Source organism: Deltaproteobacteria bacterium (assembly GCA_019309545.1).
Lineage (GTDB): Bacteria > Desulfobacterota > Desulfobaccia > Desulfobaccales > Desulfobaccaceae > Desulfobacca_B.
Window position 1 is genome coordinate 1 of sequence record JAFDGA010000006.1, and the last position, 23,825, is coordinate 23,825.

The 23,825-nt window shown below is 51.6% G+C and carries 18 protein-coding genes; 9 read left to right on the forward strand and 9 right to left on the reverse strand.

The annotated features are described in order from the left end of the window. The 5 genes from JRG72_02855 to JRG72_02875 form a co-directional block, all read left to right on the forward strand. A partial coding sequence (locus tag JRG72_02855; GenBank protein ID MBW2134165.1) for an SLC13/DASS family transporter occupies positions 1-203 on the forward strand: 203 nt, incomplete at its 5' end. A 313-nt stretch (positions 204-516) separates the two neighbouring features. Next, on the forward strand, positions 517-2,946 hold the full coding sequence (locus tag JRG72_02860) for a phosphoenolpyruvate synthase (protein MBW2134166.1): 2,430 nt from the start codon (positions 517-519) through the stop codon (positions 2,944-2,946). A gap of 1 nt (position 2,947) precedes the next feature. Further along, positions 2,948-5,287, forward strand: coding sequence for a PAS domain S-box protein (locus JRG72_02865; protein ID MBW2134167.1), 2,340 nt, complete (start codon positions 2,948-2,950; stop codon positions 5,285-5,287). A 24-nt stretch (positions 5,288-5,311) separates the two neighbouring features. Beyond that, positions 5,312-5,722: a response regulator gene (locus JRG72_02870; GenBank protein MBW2134168.1), complete on the forward strand. Its 411-nt coding sequence runs from the start codon at positions 5,312-5,314 to the stop codon at positions 5,720-5,722. Between the two features lie 48 nt (positions 5,723-5,770). Continuing rightward, positions 5,771-8,329: a phosphoenolpyruvate synthase gene (locus tag JRG72_02875; protein MBW2134169.1), complete on the forward strand. Its 2,559-nt coding sequence runs from the start codon at positions 5,771-5,773 to the stop codon at positions 8,327-8,329. A 126-nt stretch (positions 8,330-8,455) separates the two neighbouring features. Here JRG72_02875 and JRG72_02880 read toward each other — a convergent pair whose 3' ends face one another. From JRG72_02880 to JRG72_02890, 3 genes are all read right to left on the reverse strand, one after another. After that, positions 8,456-9,298, reverse strand: coding sequence for a universal stress protein (locus tag JRG72_02880; GenBank protein ID MBW2134170.1), 843 nt, complete (start codon positions 9,296-9,298; stop codon positions 8,456-8,458). After that, positions 9,285-10,361: a sulfite exporter TauE/SafE family protein gene (locus JRG72_02885; protein MBW2134171.1), complete on the reverse strand. Its 1,077-nt coding sequence runs from the start codon at positions 10,359-10,361 to the stop codon at positions 9,285-9,287. The genes JRG72_02880 and JRG72_02885 overlap by 14 nt, the downstream gene beginning before the upstream one ends. Before the next feature lie 127 nt (positions 10,362-10,488). Beyond that, the gene (locus JRG72_02890) at positions 10,489-11,397 is read right to left on the reverse strand and encodes a hypothetical protein (protein MBW2134172.1); all 909 of its coding nucleotides are present in this window, start codon (positions 11,395-11,397) and stop codon (positions 10,489-10,491) included. Positions 11,398-11,792: 395 nt separating this feature from the next. Between JRG72_02890 and lon the strand changes: the two genes are divergently transcribed. Continuing rightward, positions 11,793-13,802, forward strand: coding sequence for an endopeptidase La (lon, locus tag JRG72_02895; GenBank protein ID MBW2134173.1), 2,010 nt, complete (start codon positions 11,793-11,795; stop codon positions 13,800-13,802). 9 nt (positions 13,803-13,811) lie between these two features. On the opposite strand, the gene JRG72_02900 is transcribed toward lon, so the two are convergent. Both JRG72_02900 and JRG72_02905 read right to left on the reverse strand, forming a co-directional pair. After that, positions 13,812-15,167, reverse strand: a complete 1,356-nt coding sequence (locus JRG72_02900) for a sigma-54-dependent Fis family transcriptional regulator (protein MBW2134174.1) — start codon at positions 15,165-15,167, stop codon at positions 13,812-13,814. After that, positions 15,139-16,626 (reverse strand): HAMP domain-containing histidine kinase, encoded by a 1,488-nt coding sequence (locus JRG72_02905; GenBank protein MBW2134175.1) that lies wholly within the window; start codon positions 16,624-16,626, stop codon positions 15,139-15,141. The genes JRG72_02900 and JRG72_02905 overlap by 29 nt, the downstream gene beginning before the upstream one ends. 230 nt (positions 16,627-16,856) lie before the next feature. Between JRG72_02905 and JRG72_02910 the strand changes: the two genes are divergently transcribed. Together JRG72_02910 and JRG72_02915 are read left to right on the forward strand one after the other, a co-directional pair. Further along, positions 16,857-17,363 (forward strand): hypothetical protein, encoded by a 507-nt coding sequence (locus JRG72_02910; protein MBW2134176.1) that lies wholly within the window; start codon positions 16,857-16,859, stop codon positions 17,361-17,363. 472 nt (positions 17,364-17,835) lie between these two features. Beyond that, complete coding sequence (locus JRG72_02915) at positions 17,836-18,339, forward strand: hypothetical protein (protein ID MBW2134177.1); 504 nt, start codon at positions 17,836-17,838, stop codon at positions 18,337-18,339. A gap of 147 nt (positions 18,340-18,486) precedes the next feature. Here JRG72_02915 and fabF read toward each other — a convergent pair whose 3' ends face one another. Then, positions 18,487-19,818, reverse strand: coding sequence for a beta-ketoacyl-ACP synthase II (gene fabF, locus JRG72_02920; GenBank protein ID MBW2134178.1), 1,332 nt, complete (start codon positions 19,816-19,818; stop codon positions 18,487-18,489). Positions 19,819-20,096: 278 nt separating this feature from the next. Here fabF and JRG72_02925 point away from each other — a divergent pair, with 278 nt between their 5' ends. Then, positions 20,097-21,410: an HPr family phosphocarrier protein gene (locus JRG72_02925; GenBank protein ID MBW2134179.1), complete on the forward strand. Its 1,314-nt coding sequence runs from the start codon at positions 20,097-20,099 to the stop codon at positions 21,408-21,410. 163 nt (positions 21,411-21,573) lie between these two features. On the opposite strand, the gene JRG72_02930 is transcribed toward JRG72_02925, so the two are convergent. From JRG72_02930 to JRG72_02940, 3 genes are all read right to left on the reverse strand, one after another. Beyond that, on the reverse strand, positions 21,574-22,377 hold the full coding sequence (locus JRG72_02930; GenBank protein MBW2134180.1) for a hypothetical protein: 804 nt from the start codon (positions 22,375-22,377) through the stop codon (positions 21,574-21,576). 108 nt (positions 22,378-22,485) lie between these two features. Further along, complete coding sequence (locus JRG72_02935) at positions 22,486-23,145, reverse strand: lysophospholipid acyltransferase family protein (GenBank protein MBW2134181.1); 660 nt, start codon at positions 23,143-23,145, stop codon at positions 22,486-22,488. Between the two features lie 63 nt (positions 23,146-23,208). Then, positions 23,209-23,592 carry a DUF1992 domain-containing protein gene (locus JRG72_02940; GenBank protein ID MBW2134182.1) on the reverse strand — a complete coding sequence of 128 codons (384 nt, stop codon included), beginning with the start codon at positions 23,590-23,592 and terminating at the stop codon, positions 23,209-23,211. Positions 23,593-23,825 lie beyond the last annotated feature (233 nt).

Below are 23,825 nucleotides of genomic sequence, written 5' to 3' on the forward strand. Positions count from 1 at the left end.
CGCTGGTGGTTGCCGGGATGCCGTTCAACCTGCTGGTCGGCGCGGCCCCGAATGCTATCGCTTATGAAAGCAAACAGTTTACCACCGGCGAGTTCTTCACCTGGGGCTGGATCGCCAATGTCGTGTTAATGGTACTTTTGGCCCTTTTCGTCTACTTTATCTGGCCGCTGATGGGCATGCCGGTATTAATTTCCAGTCCCTAAACCACAAACCCTGGGGGCATCGCCCCGAGCCCATGCCCCCAGCCAGTTCCTCCAAAGACACCCAAAACGCTTCCTCTGGTAGACGTGCCCTCGGGTCCGGCCCTTTTCTTGACAGTTAGGCCAATAAAGGCTAAAATTTTATTAAAAATAGTACACTTAGCTTTATTTAGATTATATTTCCACATATTGGGTAAAGCCAACCTGGCAACTAATCACCGGGATCTCTCGGGACCTGGAAGACCAATCTCATTTAGCCGAGAAGCACACCCATTTTCAACGCCTGCTGCACGCCAACAATCAGGTGCTGGCCCTGATGGCCGACATGGAAGAGAAGCTCTCCGGGGACTATCTCTTTGATTTTCAATATATTATCTCCGCAGTAAATCAGCTCCGCCAGGAAACCGCCACGCTGGTCGAGGCCTTAAACCAGATGAGCGGCGACCGCTATCAAGACCTGGCCCAGGTTTTGGACCAGATTATGGCGGAATTGGAAGAAGTACTGGAGCAGCGCTGGGTAATTCCAGAAGCCCCCCTGGTGATATGGTTTGAGGACCTGAACGTCGGGATGATCGAGGTGGTGGGCGGCAAAAACGCCAACCTGGCGGAAATCAAGAACCGGCTGGGGCTGCCGGTGCCGCCGGGCTTTGCCATCTCCAGTTATGCTTATAAATTTTTCCTGGATTATAATCAACTGGGCGAGCGCATTACTGAGACCCTGAAACAGTGGCGTCTGGATGATCTGGACAGTCTGGCCCGGGTGAGCGATGAACTCAAGGAGATGATCAACGCCGCCCAGGTCCCCACAGAATTAGAGACCGCCATGTTCGAGGCCTACGAACGGCTGGCAAAACGGGTCGGATCGAGACCGCTGTTAGCTCTGCGCTCCAGTGCCGTGGGCGAGGATCTGACCTTTACCTTTGCCGGGCAATACGCCTCCTATCTGAATGTTCCAGCCACGGACATGGCCGCCCGCTATAAAGACATCATCGCCAGCCTGTTTACTCCCCGAGCCTTATTCTATTACAAAAACAAGGGGTTCCGGGAAGAAGAGATGGCCATGGGGGTCATGGTCTTGCCTATGGTCCAATCCAAGGCCAGCGGCGTGCTCTTTACCAGGCAGACGGAGCTGGCCGACCTGGAAGTGGTGCTGATTAATGCGGTCTGGGGGCTGGGGAAATATGCGGTCAGCGGCCGGGTCTATCCCGACCATTACCTGGCCGCCTACCAACCCCCTGGTAAAATTGTCAGAAAGATCATTCCGGCCAAGCAGGAGATGCTGATCAGCCTTCCGGAAGGCGGGGTGGCGGAAGTGCCGGTTCCGGCGGAGCAAGTCAACACTCCCTGCCTGAACGAGTACCAGATAACCAAACTAGTGGAGTGGGCCTTATTATTGGAGGACCACTTTGGCAAGCCCCAAGACGTCGAGTGGGCCTTGGATCAGGAGGATAAATTGTGGCTGCTCCAATGCCGCCCCCTCAAGGTGCCTACTCACAAGGGGGTGGAGCCGCGGCCCCGCATTGTTAAAGACTATCCTTTACTCCTGGAGCAGGGCACAGTTGTGTGCCGAGGGGTGGGATCCGGTCCGGTGGTGATGGTCCGCCAGGACCAGGATCTAAAAAATTTTCCAGTGGGAGGGGTGCTGGTTGCCCGGCATACCTCACCGAAATATGTCACGGTAATGCCCAATGCCGCGGCCATCATCACTGACACCGGCAGTCCCACCGGCCACATGGCTCTCTTGGCCCGGGAATTCCAGATTCCCACCATCATTAACACGGGACGGGCGACCCAGGTTTTGATCCCCGACCAGGTGGTGACGGTAGACGCCTATTATAACAATGTCTACGACGGCATGGTGCCGGAGCTTCTGGAAGCGCCAAGGGGCAAGGGTAACGATTTGGCCGAAACCCAGGTTTTCCAGACCCTAAAAACCGTTATCAAAAAGGTGGTACCGCTTAACCTGGTCAACCCCCAGGAGGAAACTTTCGCCCCGTCCCACTGTCGCACCTTGCACGATATTGTTCGCTTCGCTCACGAAGTTTCCATGCGGGAAATGTTTAAGCTGACAGAAGGGGAATTCCAGGATCGCCGGGGAGTAGTGGAGTTGGAATCGGAGTTGCCTTTTAAGGTGGCCATCCTGGACTTGGGCGGCGGCCTGAAAAGAGGCTTTCGGAGCAAAGTGCGGCCAGCACAGATTCTTTCTATCCCTTTTAAGGCCTTCTGGGAGGGCCTGGCGGCCATGCGCTGGCCCCAGGCCAAGCCTGCCGGAGTGAAGAGTTTCGCCTCGGTCTTTGTCAACACCGATGCCGAGGTGGCTCAGGGCGCGGCTCCCTATCGGGACCAGAGTTATTTGATCATATCCAAAAATTATATGAATTTTAGCATTCATCTGGGTTATCATCTTTCCACTGTCGAAGCCTATGTCAGCGATCAGATTAATGATAATTATCTTACGTTTCATTTTCAGGGCGGAGGGTCCACCGCCGCACGCCGCGAACGCCGGGTGCGGCTGATCGAAACCATTATTGACCATCTGCACCTGAATTATCAGCGTAAAGGCGACCATCTCGAGGCCCGGCTGGCTAAGTATCCGCCCGCGGAAATGGCCTGCCGGTTAAAAATTTTAGGAAAACTCACCCTTTACACCAAACAACTGGACATGGTGATGTTTTCAGACGGCATTGTTGACTGGTACATCAAGGATTTTTTACAGGAACATGTAAAAATAGAGGAAAAACACTAAAATGCGGCGTTTTTCTTTTTTATTATCCCGCTATGTCATAATAGTTATCCTGGTCGGGATCTTGGTGCTGTTAGGCGTCAGCATTTATTTGGGACTTAAGTCCGCCGGACAGATGCGCCAGATCGTCAAAGAGGATTTCAATCAACAGCAACTGGTTCTGGCGCAGCATACTGCCAGTATTTTGGAGCAGGACCTTGAATTTCTGAAACGGGAGTTGCGGATTCTCAACCACTCTGCTTCAGTTCAATACTTAGAAGAACTCACCTGGGCCCATCGTATGCGAGTCACCCTCTCCAGTGTGCGGGAAGAGGGCGTGGTGGAAATTCGCCGGATAAATCGGGAAGGCAATAAAGCCTATCTGGTAGATGAACGTAGCCTGGAGCACATCATCACCGGTTCCTATAAAAAAACACCTTATTTTGAATGGGCCCGGCAGCCGGAAAACAAGGGGCGGGTCTATGTTAGCCGGGTAATTACTCAGTTGCCCAATTATTTCGGCCGGCTGATCATGATCATCGCTACACCGACCTATGACGAGTCGGTAGATGAAAGTCATCCCCACCCCTCCGGGCAGTGGTCCGGGGTGCTGGCTTTTTATATTGATGTTCACTATCTGGCGCATAAATTTACCTCTGAGATCAGAAGCGGCAAGACGGGCTACGCCTGGATCATGGACAACCAGGGTACCTTTTTATATCACCCGGAGGAGGATTTTATCGGTAAAAATGCCTTTACGGTGCGCAAGGCCCGGATGCCGGCCATCTCCTTTGACGCCATTAACGAAATCCAGCGGGAAAAGATGCTCACCGGCCAGGAAGGCTGGGGCACTTACATCTCCGGCTGGCATCGGGGTGAGGCGGGGGTAATCCAAAAACTGATCGCCTATGCCCCCGTGAAATTAACCGGCTCCAGTCTGGCGGAGACCGCGGGCCCGGCAAGCTCTTGGTCGGTGGCGGTAGTGGCTCCGGTTAGCGAAGTGGAAGGCGTCATCCACACCATCTATCAGCGGCAATTTCTGATCCAGGTGATCATCGGCGTCTTCGTGCTGCTGAGCAGCGTGGTTTTGTTGAATTATCGTTATGAGCGGGAATTTACTGCGACCCTGGAGGAAGAGGTCAACCGCAAAACCGAGGAGTTACACCGGTCGGAAGCCCGTTATCAGGCTTTGGTGGAGAATGCCGCGGATCTGATTTATTCAGTGGACACTGAGGGTCGCATTCAATCTATTAACCGCTGTGCCGCCTGCCTGTTCTCTCTGGCCCGTTCGATGCGGAGTAAGGCCGAGGCTTCCGAAGCCCAGGTCGAGGTCAGACCGGAAGATTTCATCGGCCGGACTTTTTATGACATATTTGACAAAAAGTCGGCCGATTTCCATCTGGAATGGTTGCAGGAAATCAAAGGTACCGGTCTGATCCGAAGCAAACGCCATCCGGTGACCGTGAAGGGGAAGGAGTTTTGGTTTTCCACCAGTATAGTTGGACTGAGAGACGAGCAGGGGCAGATTTATGCCTATGAAATCATCTCCCGGGATGTCACCGGGCGCAAAGCCATGGAAGACCGCCTGATCAATATGGAGAAGCTGGCCTCCCTGGGAACTATGGCCGCCGGGGTGGCCCATGAAATCAACAACCCGGTAGCGGTGATCCTGGGATTTACGGAACACTTATTAGAAAAAACCGCCGACTTGCCTGACATCCATGAAACTCTGCAGGTAGTTGAGGAAGAGGGATTGAAATGTAAAAAGATCGTAGAAAATTTGCTCACCTTTGCCCGCACCCCGGAACGCGCCGAGATCAGTGCCAATATTAATGAAATTTTGGAAAAGACCCTGGCAGTGATGAAAAACAATCTGATGACCAAAAAGATTCAACAAGAATGCAGTCTTACCCCTGATTTGCCCCGGGTTAAAGGAGACCCCCAAGAATTGCAGCAGGTCTTTATCAACCTGATCAACAACGCCATCGACGCTATGAAGGGTGGCGGTATACTGAGGATAAAGACCTGGCTAACTGCCAAAAATCAGGTAGCTATCGAATTCGGCGATACCGGCGTGGGTATCCCCAAAGAGTTGCAAGCCAAGATCTTTGATCCATTTTTTACCACCAAGAAAACCGGGGAAGGGACCGGTTTGGGTCTGTCCATGAGTTATGGCATTATTACCAAATTTGGGGGTAAAATCATCTGTAAAAGTTACCCGGAAAAGGAATATCCCGATAAACATGGCACTACTTTTATTGTCTATCTGCCCGTATTTACCGAGGCTGAGTCTGAGGCGCCCCCTTTGGCCACAGAAGCGGAGGTTCTGGAAGACCAGCCCCCCCGTATTGGAACATTCCTGTAGGGCTCAGTGTCTTAGGAGGACCATATGTCAGAACGGATACTAGTTGTCGATGATGAACCCAATATGCTGAGATTACTGAAAACCGTGATCACCGACAAGACCGACTACGAAGTCGTCACCACCAATAACTCCTTGGAAGTGCCTAAACTGCTCCAGGACGAACATTTCGATCTGGTGATCACTGATCTCAAAATGCCCCTGGTAGATGGTATGGATGTCATCGAAATAACCAAGAAAAACGATCCTAATATCCCGATTATCATCATTACCGCTTATGGTACCATCGAGACCGCCGAAGAGGCGGTTCAAAAAGGGGCCTATGATTTTATCACCAAACCCTTCCGCCGGGAGACTATCTTGATCACTATAAAACGGGCCTTGGAGTGGAAAAAGATGCAAGGAGAACTCGCGGCACTGAAAACCCCTGCGGTCTGAATACTTCACCGGTGCATCTGTCTTGGCTGTGCCCAAGTTGAGGAATTAATGTTTAAATTCCTGCGGCGCTTCCTTAAATCCGAGGAGGACCAGCAGCTCCGCCTGAAGGAGAAATTTTCTCACTTCCGCCGCCTCCTAGAAGGCAATAATCAGGCTCTGGAGATCATGGCGGATATGGAGGAAAAGCTCGCCGAGGAATACCTTTTTGATACCGGGTACATACGTAGCCAGGTGGATCGGCTAGCCCACCAGGTAACCCAGATAATCACTGAACTTAATAAGCTCACCCAGGATCGCTATCCCGAACTAGTAGTAGTTCACCGTCAACTCCAGGAAGCCATCCAACAGGAATTGACTTCGACGCCGGAAGTCCCTAAAACCCCTTACATTTTGCCCCTGACTGACCTTACCCGAGAAATGGCGGCCAGCGTGGGCAGCAAGATGGCCAACCTGGGCGAGATCCGCAGCAGGCTGGAGATGCGGGTGCCCGATGGGTTTGCTATCTCTGCCTGGGCCTACAAACGATTTCTGGAGACCTCCGGACTGGCAGAAGAGTTAAAGCAATATCTGACTCAGTCCAGCCTGGATGATCTAGAGAGCCTCGAGGCCGTCAGCGAACAGATGCAGACTCGGGTGCGCCAGGCCCAACTTCCCCCGGATCTGGCCGAAGCCCTGATCCAAGCCGGTCAATCTCTGGCAGGCCGAGGCGTGGCAGTACGCTCCAGCGCCGTCGGGGAAGATACCCATTATTCTTTTGCTGGCCAATTCCGAACCTTGCTCAACGTCCCTCCGGAACAACTGGTGGAGCATTACAAGGAAATCGTGGCCAGTAAATTTACTTCCCGGGCAATTTTCTATTGGAAATACCAACAATTTTCTGTAAATGAGCTACCCATGGCTGTAGGTTGTCTGGCCATGGTGCCTGCCAAGACCAGTGGGGTGATGTTTTCGGTGGACCCACATGCTCCGGATAGCAATACCCTAGTGATCACCGCAGTCTGGGGCCTAGGGAAATATGCCGTAGATGGCCGCATCTCGCCGGACATTTACCGGGTCAGCCGAACCGGCGACCACCAGGTGCAGGAACAGCGTCTAGCTCAGAAGCCGGTGGCGCTAACCTGCGCCCCGGAAGGGGAGACCAAGGAAATTTCATTGCCCCCGGAGCAGGGTCAATCACCCTGTCTGACCCCGGAACAGATCAAAAGTCTGGCAGAGATTGCCTTAAAGCTGGAAAAACACTTCGGCGGTCCGCAGGATATTGAGTGGGCTATTGATGAACGTGATGAAATCTTCGTGCTGCAAACACGACCGCTCCGCATTAGTGCTGCCGCCTTCGGGGCCGCTGCTACGCCTCCCCCGGAACCCACCGCACCGCCATTGTTAAAACACGGTATTCGAGCGGTCGGCGGGGCCGCAGCCGGGCCGGTCTATCTGTTTCTGGATGAAAAAGACACCGCCAACATCCCCCCCGGCTCCGTAGTTGTGGCCCGACAGCCTTCGGCCCGTCTGGTATTGGTCATGGATCGCATTGCCGCCATCATTACCGAGGTGGGCAGTCCTACGGGTCACATGTCGATCCTGGCCCGGGAATTCCGGATTCCCACCCTGGTTGAGGTCGGCGGGGCCACCCGGATATTGCGCACCGGTCAGATGGTGACCGTGGATGCAGACACAGCTCGCATCTATCAGGGAATCATCCCTGAACTGCTGGTCTCTCCACCTGCAGCCGAAGAAGCCTGGCGACAGAATCCAGTCTTTGAGAAGCTAAGGTGGATTTTAAAAAAAATCACCCCGCTATTTCTGCTCGACCCGGATAGCCCCGACTTCCAACCAGGCAATTGCCGGACCTGGCACGATATCACCCGCTTTTGCCATGAAAAGGCCATGGATGCCATGTTTGATCAGGATGTGGAGGAATCTTTACGGGCCAGTGGCGTGATGCGACTGAAGAGCGAAATACCGCTTAACCTCTTTATCTTAGATCTGGGCGGCGGCCTGAGGACAGCCGGCCTGGAAACGGTAGAAGAGCAGGATATCGCCTGCCGTCCTTTCCAGGCCCTGCTCCGAGGCTTTCATCATCCCCGGGTCAGTTGGGCCGGACAGGTGGTGGTGGACTTCAAAGGTTTTATGTCCGTCTTTGCTAACACCCTCTATGATATGGCAAAATCGGAACGCGGTCTGGGGGGCAAGAGCTTTGCCATCATTACCGAAAATTACCTCAATTTTAATTCCCGGCTGGGCTATCATTTCTCCATCGTCGACGCCTATCTGTCCGAAGAACAGAATGACAACTATATCAGTTTCCAATTCAAAGGCGGGGCCGCCGAACCGGAACGCCGGGAACGCCGCGCCCGGTTACTGGGCAAGATCCTGCAAGAACTAGGTTATAAAGTTCAGGTCAAAGGAGATCTGGTGCAGGGACGGCTGGTCAAATATTCTCTTTTAGAAACCGAGCAAACGCTGGAATTGACCGGTCTGTTAATGGCCTTTGCGCGGCAGTTAGACCTGGCCCTGGCTTCCGACGCGGTCATGAATCGCTTTCTGACGGCTTTCCGGGAAGGCGACTACAGCCTGAGATTCCTACGCCCCGAGCAAGCCCCATCCTAAAAAATCAGGGGCGCTGTTAAAGACGCCCCTGAGGTGGGAAATTTTCCTTAATTTTACTATTAAGACAGCAATTTTACGCTAGGGACGCCCCCCGGACCGCCTCCATAAGTTTTTCATCTGGATTGTTTATTTGACTACCAGGACCGGACAGGTTGAATTTCCGATAATTCTTTCGGTGACACTCCCCATTAATAGCCGATCCAGACCGGTCCGGCCGTGGGATCCCATGATAACCAGGTCAATCTTTTGTTCAGTGACCAGATCAAGGATGATTTGCTCGGCCCGGCCTTGCCGCACCAGACCTTCAGTCTTAATACCCTCAGCTTCGGCCAGAGATTTGACCTCATCGACATATCCTTGAATAGGACTTAGCATATCCTGGTCAACCGCTGGTAAGGGTCCGGAAACCTTGCAGCACAAGTCAAAGACGGAGACCACCGTCAGCTCTCCCCCGTATGATTTGGCAAAATCTACTGCCCGTTCGGCGGCCTTCTGACTGTACTTGGACCCATCCGTGGGCAACAAGATCTTCTGCCAGTTGAGGGTGGCTTGGGGCGGCACCACAAGAACATGCACCGGGCTGTAGCCGATGACCCGACGGGTATTACTGCCGATCAGGGTCCGGGCTAAGAAGCTGTGCCCACTGCGACCCATGACGATGAGATCAACTTTTTCCCTCTCGGCTAAGTCCACGATCTCTTCATAGGGTTCGCCCACCATACATGCGGTGCTGATCTGGGCCCCTTCGGTCTCGGCCAGTTTCTGGGCTTGGCCCAGGGCCCGTTCACAGGGTTCGGCCAGCAGGGCGCTAAGACTCTGGCCACCGGTGATTCTTAAATCCCCCTCGTAACGAGGGGCCACCGATACGGCGATGAGGCCATCTTTGGACAGCCGGAGGGATTCTTTTAAGGCGTGTAAACTGGGCTCCGAGCCATCCACCGCTACCAGGATCTTGCTATACCTGGCCATAACGCGTACCTTTACTTTCAATTGCCAGTGCCGCCTTTTCGGCCCGGATACCCTTCCACATGGCTCCCAAGATAATTACCGCCCCCAAGGTCAAAGCAAAACACATGGACAGGTAGCTAACTTTATTGAGCAAGGATATGGTTCCCTCATTCATGCTGATAACCTGAAGTTGTTTGAGATATTGAGGGATTGCCAAACCCCGGCTCACGGCAACGATCAGCATGATAGTCCCCATGACATATTTAATCATGTAGTCCTTCACATAGGTAGTGCCGATGGCACCCAACTGCACCCCCAACAGGGATCCGGCCAGGATCAGCAAGGTCATGCGGATATCAATCAGCCCGAGAATGCCCCATTTGATCGAGCCGGTCAAACCCATGATAAAGGCTACCACCAGCTCGGTAGCCGAGGCGACCAGACCGGTAGCCCCCACCACATACATCATGCCAGGCACACCGATAAAACCGCCGACCGCGATGGTAGCCGCCAGCATGCCGGTAAAAAAGCCCACCGGTATGGTGAACCACAAGGATATGGTTAAGTTGGCGGACTTAAAAGTGATCATCGGGGGCAGATTTATACTCTGCAGTTTCTGGGCCAGCTTGGTGACCTTGCTCTCGGCCCCAGACTTTTTCAATTTTACGGCGTCCCGGAAAACATAACCTCCGACGACCACCAGTACCACCACAAAGGCTAAACTGATATAAAGATTAGAGCCTGCTTGCCCCCAGCGGGCCAGGATCAGCTCCTGGATCTTGATTCCCACCAGCACCCCGCCGATGGCCGAAAGGGCCACGATCAAACCGAGCTTGATGTCGGCCTGACCGTATTTCCACCTTTTATAAGCTCCGACCATGGCCTTGGGAAATTTATGGCACATGTTGCTGGCCACCGCTACGGCCCCCGGCGCCCCCAGGCTCATCATCCCTGGGGTCAGCACGAACGCCCCTCCCGAGCCGATAAAGCCGCTAACCAGTCCGCCGATAAAACCCAATACAAATAAGAATATTACCGAGTATAAATTTAAATCAATGAACATTAAATTTTCTGTTCCGGGCATGGTTGCCTCCTAATTAGGACCTGTATAGCATTTGACTGTTTTGTCGAGTAGCATCCGGTTGCAACATCGGCCACGACACCAGCATGCTACCGGTGTCGTGGCCTGGGGTAATTTCGGGACCTTTGCCCTAGGCATTGAGGCGTAAACGGGGACGCTCTCTCCGAACCGGTCGTCTGGCCGCCGGGCGTGGCTGGACCGACTTGGCAGAAGGTTCAATACCCAATGCTGACAGGAAATTGCTGGTAAAAGACCCATGCACAAACGAGAAGATTAATGCTGTGGCTACTGGCAAGCCGGCATACAACCCTCCCATGGTAAAGTAAGTCGTCACTGTACCCTCATTCAGAAATACCGCGGCATAAAGAGCGACACTGGCCGCGCCGAGCACGATGGTATTCCGAAGATAGTACCTTCTTTTCTTCCTAAGATCCTTAGCCATAATCCTTCCTCCTTGATATCCTTGGTATCTTCTCAGGCTGAAAACCGGCAAGGTTACTTGCGCAGTTACTTCCTGTTTGGTAATTTTGGGTTCGGTAATGACAAATTCGATACGCTTCACCTCATGATTAACCTCCTCCACGGCCTGATTGAGGTCACCGAATTTCACCATCTGACGGCACTGCACCCCTTGCTCCGCGGCTTTGGCCTGGAGGCGGGCCGCGGCGGCGGTGGCCCGTTTCTTAAAGGAATCCTGCCAGGATTTGCCTAAAGCAGGGTAGAACCTGGCTGACCGCCGGGGCGGCGTCCCCACATTAAGAGCCACAAGGTTGCAGCCCAGCCGGGCTGCCAGACTAACCGTGTAATCGATTTCTTCCGGGTCAAAGGTTTCACCATGAGCCACTAACAAAATTTTGCGCGGCTCCCCCGGAATTAGGGGTTTCTCCTCAGCGGCCAGATCGTATAGTTCGGGCCCGCCTCCCAGGGGCACGACCTCCATCGCCGACCCAAAAGCTTGGGGCAGGCTGTGGTTGTTCCTATCCTCCGGGCCAGGAGTAGGGCTTTTCCCTGCCTTCCACTTTCTCAGTCGCCACAACATGGTCTTAATTCCTTTCCTTGACTTCTTCGGGGCCAGATTTTGGCTCCGCAATCATGGCCTAACCACTAACTCTAACCGCTTTTGACTCTATTAGTTTCCAAGAACCATGCCAAAAATCCGGTTATTGTTTAAGTTAATGATTTAATTAACTTTATTATTTTTTCAAGGACAAACTGAAAGCCACAACACTGTTGCACTTTGTAACGGCAATATCTTTTGGCCTAAATTAAATAATTAAAATAATAACTTGAAAATTGTTACACCATCACTGCTTAACCATTGAAAAATGCAACATAATCACAGAGAAAACATCGCTTATCAAGGTTATCTTGCTCTTGTTCAGGTTTTCATTTATAATTTAATTAGGATAACGAATGCTTAGAAAGGTTGCGGCAATGATCTTTTTTCGGAAACCCGAGGATGAACGAGCCCCTACTGGCAAGGAGTTAGCTGACCTGCGAGTTGCTATTCAGAAGGCCCAACTGCCCGATTATGTGGCTAGCGCGGCCAGAAAAGAATTGGAACGGCTGGAAAAAACTGATCCCGCGGTAGCCGAATACTCGATTGGCCTCAATTACCTGGATTATCTAATCTCCCTGCCTTGGAACCAATTTACTGAAGACAACTTGGATCTGAAGCGGGCCGAGCGCATTCTGGAGTCCAAACATTATGGTCTCCAGCACGTCAAGGAAAGGGTGTTGGAATATTTAGCGGTCCGCACTCTGTGCAGCATCCAAACTTCTCGGGTACTGGTGGTGGATGACGAAGAGATCGCCCGCCACAACCTGGAATATATTTTGCGAAAAGAGGGCCATCAGGTGGCCACCGCCGCCAACGGCGTGGAGGCCCTGGATCAGGTCAAATCCCATGATTTTGATCTGGTCCTCACCGACTTGAAGATGGACCGGATGGATGGCCTGCAGTTGCTGGAATCGGTGAAACGACTCTCCCCTCATACCGAAATCATCATGGTTACCGGTTATGCTACGGTCACCACCGCGGTGGACGCCCTGCGCAAAGGCGCGGCGCATTATCTGTCCAAACCGATCAAACTGGATGAGTTGCGGGAGACGGTCCGGGAAATCATCGATCGCAAACGGCATATGCAGATGGCCCGGGGGCCGATTCTGTGTTTCGCCGGCCCCCCCGGCACTGGCAAAACCTCGATGGGACAGGCCATCGCCGAAGCCCTGGAACGCAAGTTCGTACGCATGTCCCTGGCCGGGTTGCGTGACGAGGCCGAACTTCGAGGCCACCGCCGCACCTACGTTGGGGCCATGCCAGGCAGGATTATTAATGAAATAAAGCGCTTGGAGGTAAAAAATCCGGTCTTTATGTTGGATGAAATCGATAAGATCGGGCAGGACTTCCGGGGGGATCCTGCTTCCATTTTGCTAGAAATTCTGGACCCGGAACAGAACCATCATTTTATTGACCATTATGTGGATCTGCCCTTTGATCTGTCCGGGGTGATGTTTATCACTACCGCCAATGTTGTGGGAAATCTGCCCTTACCGCTCCTGGATCGGTTAGAAGTCATTAATTTCCCTGGTTATACCGAGGGTGAGAAGAAAAAGATCGCCAAGAATTATCTGATTCCCCGCCAGCTCAGAGACTCCGGTCTGACCCAGTTAAGCCTGGAGTTTACCGATGAGGCTATTATCAAGATCATCCGGGACTATACCCGGGAGGCTGGTCTGAGAAATTTAGAGCGGGAGATTGCCATGATCTGCCGCAAATTGGCCCGGATCTGTTTGCGTGACAAGGCGGTATCCTGTCCTACTATGGTAGATGAGGTTCTGGTTGAACGGTTTTTGGGGCCGAGAAAGTTCAGTTACGGGGTGGCAGAAAGCGAAAGACGACTGGGAGTGACCACCGGCCTGGTCTGGACCGAGCTCGGCGGGGAAATCATCTCGGTGGAAGCGACCCGGATGCGAGGCAATAAGCAACTTATTCTGACCGGTTCCCTAGGAAGTGTACTCCAGGAATCGGCGCAAACCGCCATGAGTTATATCCGAAGCCATGCGGAGCAATTTCAGATCCCCCCTGATTTTTTTACCACCAGTGATATCCATATTCATATCCCTTCCGGAGCCATACCCAAAGAAGGCCCGTCCTCGGGGATTACCATTGCTCTGGCCCTGCTTTCACTGTTGACCGGGCGGCCGGCCCGGCAGGATGTGGCCCTCTCTGGGGAGCTGACCTTGAATGGCCGCCTGTTGCCGGTCAGCGGCATTCGCGAAAAGATTATGGCCGCTCAGCGGGCTGGAATCAAAACGGTGATATTTCCTAAGCAGAATGAGGTAGATATTAATAATCTGGAGGAGGAAGTCAAAAAAGGGCTGGAAATTGTGTTGGCGGAAGAAATACCGCCAATCATTGATCTGGTGCTGCTACCCGCATGAATAAGGTCCTCAAGCCTCTATGCCGTACCGCTTCAGTTTCCGCCACAGGGAGACCCGATCAATCCCTAAGACCTCTGAGGTCCGGGTTTTATTGCCGTCCATCTGATTCAAGACCCAAAGAATATAATCTTTCTCATTTTCTTCCAGGGTCTGAAATTCCCGCTTCTGGCGACGCTGCAGTTGAAAGCCCTGTTGCTGCAAGTCGGCCGAGAGATGCTGCACTTCAATAGTCGAGCCATTGCAAAGGGTCACCGCTCGTTCGATGATATTCTCCAGTTCCCGGATGTTGCCGGGGAATTCATAGTTCATCAGAATATCCATTACTTCGTCAGAAATTCCTCTAATATCTTTGCCTTGGGTCTGAGAAAACTTTTTTAAAAAATTATAGCTCAACAGCGGGATGTCATCTTTCCGGGCCCCCAGAGGCGGTAGTTCTAAGGTAATAACATTAAGTCGGTAATAAAGGTCCTGCCGGAAGCGGTTGTGTTCCACCTCTCGTTTCAAGTCTTTATTGGTAGCGGCCAGGATGCGGATATCCACTGGAATCTCAGCAGTCCCCCCGACCCGCATCAGGTTCTTTTCCTGGAGGACGCGGAGCAGCTTAACCTGCATGGCCAGAGGCATATCACCGATCTCATCCAGGAGCACCGTGCCTCCCGAGGCTACTTCCAATAAGCCTCTTTTAATTCCCCGGGCCCCGGTGAAGGCTTCCTTCTCATGGCCAAAGAGTTCATTGGCCAGTAGTTCTTCACTAAACGAACCGCAGTTCAAGGCCAGGAAGCGTTTTTCGGCCCTGGGACTCAACTGATGAATGGCTTTGGCCACCAGCTCTTTGCCAGTGCCGGTTTCTCCCAGAATGAGCACGGTGCAATCGGTCGGGGCAATCTGTTCGATGGTCTTGCGTAACTCTTCGATTTTGGGGGTTTTGCCAATCAACTGCGGCAGCCCTTCCTGAGTTTTTACCTGCCGCCGTAATTCGCTGACTTCCTGCCGGAGCCATCTTTTTTCCAGGGCCTTGCGTACCAGGATGCGCAGTTCATCAATCTTATGAGGTTTGGGGAGATAGTGATAAGCTCCTTTCTGCATGGCTTCCACCGCAGTGCCAACCGTGGCATAGCCGGTAATCATCACCACTTCGGTATCCGGATAGAGTTCTTTGGTACGCTCCAAAACCTCCATGCCGTCCACTTGCTGCATACGCAGATCAGTCAGGACCAGGTCAAACTCGGATTTTTCCAGTTCCTGGAGAGCCCGAACGCCGCTTTCTACCGCGACAGTGTCATACCCTTCCTTACTCAGAACATAATCCAGATTTTCTCTGGCGATTTTTTCATCATCAACGATCATAATTCGCGCTGGCCGCATCGCTGGATTCTCTCCCTTCCGCTATCTCCGTAAAACAGGGTACCCGAATAATAAATCGGGTGCCCTCCCCCACTTTGCTTTCCACGGCGACGGTGCCGTGGTGTTTTTCGATGATGCCGTAAACAATAGACAGCCCCAAACCAGTCCCCGAACCAACCTCTTTAGTGGTAAAAAACGGATCAAATATCCGTTCCCTGGTCTCCTTGGGAATACCTTTCCCCGTGTCCTCCACGGTGATCACGCCCTCTTGGGTGGCTGGATCGAGCTGAGCCGCTATCTTGATTTCCCCGGGCAGTTGGTCGATGGCCTGGATGGCGTTCATAATTAAATTGAGAAAAACCTCCTGCATCTGTTGGGCATCTAAAATAAGGATCAGATCCGGAGGAACCTCATCCACAATCTCAATCCCGGTCGGCACCTGACTGGAAACCAGTCTGATGGAACGCTCTACTACTTCATGGAGTGGCGTAGGTTTGAGGGCAAATTCCCGGACCCGGGAGAAATCCAGTAGTCCTCTGACTATATCCCGGGCCCGATTGACTTCTTGTTCAACATTGGTCAGCATTTTTCTAAAGAATTCAATATTACCCTGGTTTAATTCCTCTAAGAGTATCTGGCAGGAGGTAGAAATATTATTCAAAGGGTTGTTTAGCTGATGAGCCACCCCAGAGGTCAACACGCCCAGAGAAGACATTTTTTTGGACTGCACCAACTGATCCTGCCGCTTTTCCAGTTCTTGCACCATGCGGTTGAAGGCCTCTACGACCCGCTGGGTCTCATCCCGCGTATTTAACACCGGCAGTGGCTTATAATTTCCCTGGGCGATGCGCTCGGTCGTTTTTTCAATGGTGGCCAGCGGGCGGATGATCTTGCGGCTGACCACAATCACTAAAAACACCCCCAAGCCGAGGAATACCCCGATGGAGACCAAGAGCTGACCTTTTAATTGCCTAATGATCTCCAGAATCTTTTGGCGTTCGAAGGTGACCAACTGTTTAGAAATGTTTACGAGTTCCTTGCCTTTTTCCCGTAATTTTTCTTCTAATAGCTCATAGCTTGGATTGCCCCTGGCTATTTCGTTGTTAGAAATCTGATCCATTAGTTGTTTATAATCCAGGAGTCCTTGCTGAATTATATGAAGCCGAGGCGCGCCTGACAAACCACGTAACTCTGGTCCGATTTTATCAAGAATTTCTAAACCTAATTGGATATAGCGTTGATTTTCCTTCAGATCATCCGGCGAACCATACAGGAGATAATTTTTTTCATACCTGCGGATTTCCAGAGCAATATTACTGAAGTCGTCTGCCTTTTCCACAAAATGCTGTTTTAATTCAATTACTTGTAAATAATGATAGGAGATCAGGGCGATGAAGCCGATGGCTAACATGCCGGTCGTCAGGCCAACAATCACCTTCTGCCGAATATTTAAATATAAGCGAAACTTAGACCCAGCCATCAATAATTAGCTCCAAATTTATTTGAACCTCAAGTCCTCACGCCAGGGAGCATTGGCCCAGACTATATAAATAAATAATACACTTATACTGGTGGCTTGGCAAGATGGCCCGGTTCCTTCCCACGCAAGGTTATACGATTATTAAATGACAGTTTTTATAAAAGTTGCAGACCGGCTAACTTGGGTTATATTTAAACAACCTGAAAACCTGAAGAGGGGAGGATAAGGCCATGCGAAGCAACTTGCAGAGATCTCTGATCGGTCTGGGTCTGGTAATCATCTTAATAAGTGCTTGTGAACCCAAACAGAGTGGAGTCAAGGGGTTAAGCAACCTGTTATGGGGACGCTATCAGGAACAGATCAAACTGTCGCGGGAAGACGCGGTGGCTAAATATAATTATTGTCCTACCGGCGGCTGTGTGGTGCGCCTGGAGGAGGTCGAGATCAGGCCAAAGTGGGTGAAGCCCGGCGACTCCATCACTCTTACCACTTCGTATACCATCCTTACCCCCGAGAAGCTGGCTATTCCGGTAACTATCAGCCGGGCGGTGCGCTACCAGGGGCAAAGCGTGGGTCAGACCAAGGTAACCGAGACCCGCACCCCCAACGGCACCTGGGAAAATCAGGTGGATATCAATCTTCCCCCTCAGGCCGAGCCGGGAACCTATACCCTGGTGGTCAAAGTCACCACCGGTTACGGCATGGCCCAAAAGAGCGCCACCTTCACCGTGTGGTAACTTTCTTTGGCCCGGGCCGGTCCCAAATAATCTAATCCTCAATCAGCTACCAGCCTTACCACGGTTCAATAAATCCAAGGGAGCAGAAGCTTAGAGAGCTTGACCAAAAAGCTGATCGGCCGAATGAAGCTTAATACCGAACGAATACTTTGTTTGCTTTTAATGTTTTATTTTCTTAACATATGTTTAATTTGCTTAAAATGCACTTATAAGTCTAAATTAATAGCTAATAATATCATTAACATAGCAAGAATTTAGTTTGGCACTTTTCTTGCTTAATTATTAGAGAGAGAGGTTTATTTTAACTTAATATTAATAGGTAATACCCCCGTGCCTGGATCTGCCCAGTTTTGGACTGCGGCAGACCATGTCTTAACCCGGGGTGCCTGGGAAAAAGGATAGTATCAGCCAGAGCAAGAAGGGAAAATATAACTTAACCGGTTAGTATGGCAAAAGCGAAAGGTGAGTCGAGATGAAAAAAAATGTTCTGATCTTACTAATGGCGTTGGCGCTGGTGGCGTTGGGAGTTGCGGTAGCGTCGGCGGGTCCCTGGGTTGAAAAAGCCACCGGCGGTGGGACTAATAGTATCAATATACCCATTTATGGTAAAACGTCCCTGGCCTTCACCGCCCAAAAAGATAAGGACGGCAATGTCAAGGGTCAGGCCCAGTTCAACATCCACGGAAACCCCAATTGCGGTAGGTTTCATGTCAAAGTCCAATGTCTACGGGTGGAAGGAAATGAGGCCTGGATTGGGGGGACCATTATCAGAGCCAAAAACCCCAAGCTAGTGGGCAAAGTGATCGTCTGGCAAGTGGCGGATAATGGCCAGGGAGCCGGATCTGATCCGGATCAGGTGAGCGCTTTCCCATTTGCAGCAAACCCGTGCCAGTGCATGTGTTGGCCTGACCTGGAATTATTCGATTGGCCTAACGGTAATATTCAGGTAAAGGAAAGGCGTCTTGATAATAATTAAATCTGCTTGGCTTTCCAAAAATTGCCCAAATCAGCCGCTGGCTGGTTTGGGCAATGCCAACCAGCTAGACCCTCGCCTAAATCTCATCTCGGGGTAAGCCCAAGACCAGAGAAAATTTTTTCTCCAACCACAACGCTCACCGCTTTCTTACGCTTCATAGCGCTGGAACACCAGAGTGGCGTTGGTCCCACCGAAGCCGAAGGAATTGGACAGGGCATAGCGCAGGGATACGGCGCGGGCTTGGTTTTTGACAAAATTGAGGCCGTCACACTCGGGATCCACCACTTCCAGGTTAATGGTCGGCGGCACCCGACCTTGTTTAAGGCTCAGTATGGTAAAGATCGCTTCCACCGCTCCGGCTGCGCCCAACAGGTGGCCGGTCATGGATTTGGTGGCGCTGACCAGCGGGCCCGGCGAGGAATTACGGGTCAACAGCTTGATGGCCTGGGCCTCGTTGCGGTCTCCCACCGGGGTAGATGTGGCGTGGGGATTGATATAAGCCACTTCCTGGGCGCTGATACCGGCATCTTTCAGGGCCACCTCCATGCAGCGGATGGCTCCTTCCAGGTCAGGATCGGTGATGTGCCGGGCATCGCCGGTCATCCCGAAGCCGATGATTTCGGCATAGATTTTTGCTCCCCGCTGCCGGGCATGTTCGAGCTCCTCCAGGATCAGGATACCAGCCCCATCGGCCATGACAAAACCCCGGTGCTCCTGATCAAAAGGACGACTGGCCTGGGCCGGCCGGTCATTAAAGCCGGTGGCCAGAGCCCCCATGCGATAAAAGCCGGTCATGGTGAGCGGGGTGATGGCGGCCTCGGCCCCACCGCTGGCCATCAGTTCGGCTTCCCCCAACTGGATGGACCGGAAGGCGGCGCCGATGGCATGGGCACCGGCGGCACAGGCAGTGGAAAGGGCCGCGTTGGGACCCTTGGCCCGGAAACTGATCGAGACATTGCCGGCAGCCAGGTTAGGCAACAGTCTGGGCACCAGAAACGGCGATATTTTCTTTACGCCCTCGTACAGCAATTTCTCATGCTGTTCTTCCCAGCTGCTGACCCCGCCCATGCCGCTGGCGATAATGATCCCGACCCGGTTGGGGTCTTCAGCTTCCAGATCGAGGCCGCTGTCATTAATCGCCTCCAGGCTGGCGGCCAGGGCGTATTGGGCAAACCGGTCGGTGTATTTGAGCAGCTTCAAGTCTTCTTTATCCAGGTTCTGTTTGCGAGCCGTCATCAACTCTTTCAGGTCAAAGTTCTTTACTTCCCCGGCGATCAGGGGGAAATCCTTGGGAGCCTTGAAGCGCTGGGAAAATTCCTCCAGATCTTCCCCGAACCGGGTAACCTGCGTGACCCCGGATTCGCCGGCCAGTAATCGCTTCCAGGTGGTAGGCACTTCATTGCCTAAAGGAGAGACGAGGCCGAGTCCGGTTACTACCACCCGCCGGAATCCCACGGTTTTGCGAATCTTCAATGCCATTCCTCCAAATCTCATGTTTATTTACTGAAACTGGCTTAGCTTTTTAAGACGATCCAGCTCCGGGCCAAAAGAAAATTGCTCCCCCAGGGAGATCATGATATTAATCCGAGCATTTAAAAGGTTAATTTGAGGGGAGGGCCGGGGGGCCGGCAGCCATCTTCGGGCCAATTCCCAGCCCGTCCGGGTTTAGTGCTTTAAACCACCGCCATGGTTTGTTAAACTAATATCAGGTTTTCGCCTTTGGTTTTGTTTTAACATCGATTAAGAGGTCAGGTTGGATGAGCTCAAAGTTTGAGATCATACCCTTTAAAGTCTTTCTCAAGCTGGTCAACAACTTCTCCGATGAACTTTTAGAGCTGTGCCAGTTTTTTGTCCACGATTCCCTTGATCAGGAACGTGACACGGAACGGCTTTACGCCCGGCTGATCTATGCCTCAAAATTGGTAGAAGATTTGCTGGACTACCACGGGGCCAAAAATAACTTGAGCTGGTATACCTACCGCGAGCTGGTGGCATCAGTGCTAAATTTTTCGTCAGCTTCGTTCACCATGAAACATATTACCAGCCGTATGGAGTTTTATGAGATCGGGCAGGATGATTATTTCCTAGCTGCCAGTGATAAGGTTCATAAATTTTTATTCACCAGCCTTAACCAACTCTGTCAACGGCTGTTGGAAGAAGCGCAGCATCTGGGCTTAAATATCCCTCCTTTTGCTCTCAAGCGCGAGCGGTTCTCCAATCTTTCTTCTGACCAGCTGCTGGAGTCTGATATTGCTGATCAGGATCTGCTGGAAGAAAAAAAGAATATTGTCCGGATTACCACTGCTTACTTAAATATCTGCAAGGAATTCGAAGCACTGGGATTTTACAAACAGTTCTCCCCAGATGAATTAAGTTCGATCATTCCCCTTAAAGCCAACGAAGAGGTGCTGCGCAAATATGAAATGGCTATCCATAACTTGCAATCGTCCTATGATACCTATGTTGGTCGTCATACCCGGGGACCGGGAAGCCATCGCCTTAAATGCTTGCGGGATCATATCTCCATTTCTCTGCACTTGTTGGAACTGGGCGGTCGTCTCTCCCATTTTTATGAACGACATATCTATGATGTCGGTCACAGAAATTTTTACTGCCAAGTCCAGAGCCTGATTAGAGAATTGGTTGATCCCGAGAGCCTGCTGGATGCCATTGTAAATTATGCGATTTTTTATTGCAATGAATATTTAGCCAAAGGAAAGCCCTTATCTCAAGATCTGCTCAACCATTATATCCAGCGCGCCGAAATTACCGTGGGGGTTCCAGTCAAACTGGGCTTTCATAGCCGCCCCTGCATGTTGGTAGCTAAAATCGTCCAACATTATGGCGGTCAGGTAGAAATGGTAGTGGGGGAAGATCGGTTTGATGCCAGCTCAATTCTAGAGCTACAGTGGGCCGGGGGCAAGGTATACCGGGAAAACCGGCCTCAGGTTACCTTCATCGGCGACGCCCGCGCTCTGGCCGATATTCAAATTCTGGCCAGCATTAATTACGGAGAGGACACCATGGGTAAAGGTATCCCTCTCCCTGCGGAGCTGGCCTACCTGAAATAGATTAAAATTCTCAGGGGAGAAGTTCAAGGCCGAGATTGCTGCTGGACCTAAGGCGATAATGTTGCTGACCTTATTTTTATATGCAATTTCCCTTTGTGTTTATGCTGAACAGAACCGCGGGGTACTTATGCATATTTATGGCGTATGATATCCTGCCCCTTGTTTAATGCCGCTCTGAGATGGCTTTTTTGATCTCAGTGAAATCCAAAGAGCTTTGGGCCGCGAGTGGACGGCTTTCCAGTTGTTCGATCTCTTGCTGCACTAACTGGCGGTCGAGGTGGCGATCTTCGTGGATAAGCTGACAATACTCCTCATAGAGTTCTTGTTTCAGCTCCGCCGATAATAAATCAACCTGGCCTCGATCTTCTTCCAGACCGAGAATATTGTCCAAAATGTAAAAATAGATGGCCCGGGCTTCGGACAGGCGGCCGCTTTGGGATAGACGATCGGCATGGATCTGGACCCGACGCAGCTTATCCTCAACTTTTGCCAAAGCTGGGGTTTCAGATTCACTGATTTCTGCCATAATCTGATCGATGCTTTCCAGAATATCTTCCAATTCCGGGTTTTCTTGTTTCAAAATCTCTCTAACTTCCAGGACTCTATCGGCCAGTTCCAGGATTATCCGAACCAATTCATTTTTGGAGTATTGCTTTAATCTTTCCTTGAGGGTGTTACGCTGTAAAAAGCTATCCGGATCACTAACCCAGGCCCAGAGCACCGCCAACGCATAGGGGGACCAGGACTCTCCTTCCCAGGGATAGGGATAGTTATATTTCAGCTGATTGTCTTCGATCAGGACTTCCACCCGAAAGACATTGTTATCCAAAATTCCTGCCTGCAGTCGATCGGGCAAGCGATAACGATAACGCACCTGGTTTTTTTCAACCAATTCTTGCGCCCGCTCTATATTCTCTGGTGTGCCCAAACTGCGCACGGTATTGCTGTCCAAGTCTTCCAAACGCATCGCATTCCTCTTAGAATCTCCTTAACCTGAGTAAATTTATATCCAGTTCCAGGGCAAAAGGCAAACTATAAATATGGGATTGGAGATATTTTTTTCGCTGTTAGTTTTTTAAATTGGCTGATATTGCTGATGACTTTTCAGGAAGAGATAATTAAGGCGGGCTTCCAGTTCCTGACGCCAGTATTCCAACCGACGCCCCCGGTCATAAGGGGGGATATACAGAGGGGCTCCGAATAACAGGGTTACCTCACTGAAGGGCAGGGTTAATTCAAAACGATCCCAACTGTTGAAAATGATCTTCCTGCGGCTGGCCACCGCCAAGGGCAGGATCGGCACCTGGGTTTCCCGGGCCAGCACCAATGGGCCCTTTTGCGCCACCCGGGCCGGACCTCGGGAGCCATCGGCGACCAGGCCCGCAATATGACCTCGCCGAATATAATCCGCCATAATGTTTAAAGCCGAAAGCCCGCCCTTGTGTCGGGACCCCTGGCAGACGATAAAACCTAACCCCTGGGCCACCCGAGCGATCAGCTTGCCATCCCGGGAGGGGCTGGCCATCACAACCCCCTGCCGATGGCGGAAATAATAGAGGAGATAACTGAGCTGACAATGCCAGACAGTATATAAAATCGGCGTGCCTTGGGCCAGTAGTTGGGCTTCTTGTTCCTCACCCTGGGTGGTCTGACGGCAAGATTGATAAATTCCTCGCAGCAACAGCACTCCCAAGGAGGGCAACAGCCTGTTCCAAAGCAGGGAATCGACTTTCATGGATGTCGAGGCGGCGGATCAAAGTCAAAAATGCCCTCAGACCCGGTCACAGGTTGAGAGCCCTTAAGCTTTGTCCCGGCCTGAGCCCAGGCGATCAAGAATCTTGGCGGTATATTCCTCATGTTCCTGCAACCGCGGCGAAACCTTCCGCATCATGTTGAGCTTCATCACATAGAAGTTCAACCGCCGCATCTGCTTCAGTTTCTCGGCTTCGTCGGGAAGATTGGCTACCAGATCTTGCATGCGTAGAATATCTTTTTTCAGTTCCACCTCAGGAGGCAGACAGTCAGCCATTTTGAGAATCTTGTAGGCCAGGCGCAACTCCGGCGGGATGTGACTTTCATCTTCTAGTTTGAGGGGCTGACCTTTCCCGGGTAAATTATCAAAAGCGCCTTCGGCCATGGCCTCCCGGATGCGATTTTCGGCAATCTTGGTAAAGATAAACAAGGTGAGCCTCTTGATGTAAGCTTTATTTGGAAAACCAACCTTTATTGTTATGAATAACAGAATCACACGGAAATGCAAAGTTTTCTTTTTTGGGAACCGTAGGGCGACCGAGGGCTCCAGGCCCGGCTTCAGCTCGGACGGCGGGCAAAAATATAGACTTAAAGAATCGGTCCCTCCTACTACTCAGACCCCCCCCTTAACTTTTTTTCTTGGCCAGCTTTTGATAAAATTAT

What these genes read in the sequence shown, in the direction of transcription:
- JRG72_02880 (MBW2134170.1), bottom strand. Translation starts at nt 9,298, where the DNA reads ATGGCCAGGTATAGCAAGATCCTGGTAGCGGTGGATGGCTCGGAGCCC.
- JRG72_02900 (MBW2134174.1), bottom strand. Translation starts at nt 15,167, where the DNA reads ATGCGGCCAGCGCGAATTATGATCGTTGATGATGAAAAAATCGCCAGA.
- JRG72_02905 (MBW2134175.1), bottom strand. Translation starts at nt 16,626, where the DNA reads ATGGCTGGGTCTAAGTTTCGCTTATATTTAAATATTCGGCAGAAGGTG.
- JRG72_02925 (MBW2134179.1), top strand. Translation starts at nt 20,097, where the DNA reads ATGAGCTCAAAGTTTGAGATCATACCCTTTAAAGTCTTTCTCAAGCTG.
- JRG72_02915 (MBW2134177.1), top strand. Translation starts at nt 17,836, where the DNA reads ATGAAAAAAAATGTTCTGATCTTACTAATGGCGTTGGCGCTGGTGGCG.
- JRG72_02860 (MBW2134166.1), top strand. Translation starts at nt 517, where the DNA reads ATGGCCGACATGGAAGAGAAGCTCTCCGGGGACTATCTCTTTGATTTT.
- JRG72_02865 (MBW2134167.1), top strand. Translation starts at nt 2,948, where the DNA reads ATGCGGCGTTTTTCTTTTTTATTATCCCGCTATGTCATAATAGTTATC.
- JRG72_02910 (MBW2134176.1), top strand. Translation starts at nt 16,857, where the DNA reads ATGCGAAGCAACTTGCAGAGATCTCTGATCGGTCTGGGTCTGGTAATC.
- JRG72_02935 (MBW2134181.1), bottom strand. Translation starts at nt 23,145, where the DNA reads ATGAAAGTCGATTCCCTGCTTTGGAACAGGCTGTTGCCCTCCTTGGGA.
- lon (MBW2134173.1), top strand. Translation starts at nt 11,793, where the DNA reads ATGATCTTTTTTCGGAAACCCGAGGATGAACGAGCCCCTACTGGCAAG.
- fabF (MBW2134178.1), bottom strand. Translation starts at nt 19,818, where the DNA reads ATGGCATTGAAGATTCGCAAAACCGTGGGATTCCGGCGGGTGGTAGTA.
- JRG72_02870 (MBW2134168.1), top strand. Translation starts at nt 5,312, where the DNA reads ATGTCAGAACGGATACTAGTTGTCGATGATGAACCCAATATGCTGAGA.
- JRG72_02890 (MBW2134172.1), bottom strand. Translation starts at nt 11,397, where the DNA reads ATGTTGTGGCGACTGAGAAAGTGGAAGGCAGGGAAAAGCCCTACTCCT.
- JRG72_02930 (MBW2134180.1), bottom strand. Translation starts at nt 22,377, where the DNA reads ATGCGTTTGGAAGACTTGGACAGCAATACCGTGCGCAGTTTGGGCACA.
- JRG72_02875 (MBW2134169.1), top strand. Translation starts at nt 5,771, where the DNA reads ATGTTTAAATTCCTGCGGCGCTTCCTTAAATCCGAGGAGGACCAGCAG.
- JRG72_02885 (MBW2134171.1), bottom strand. Translation starts at nt 10,361, where the DNA reads ATGCCCGGAACAGAAAATTTAATGTTCATTGATTTAAATTTATACTCG.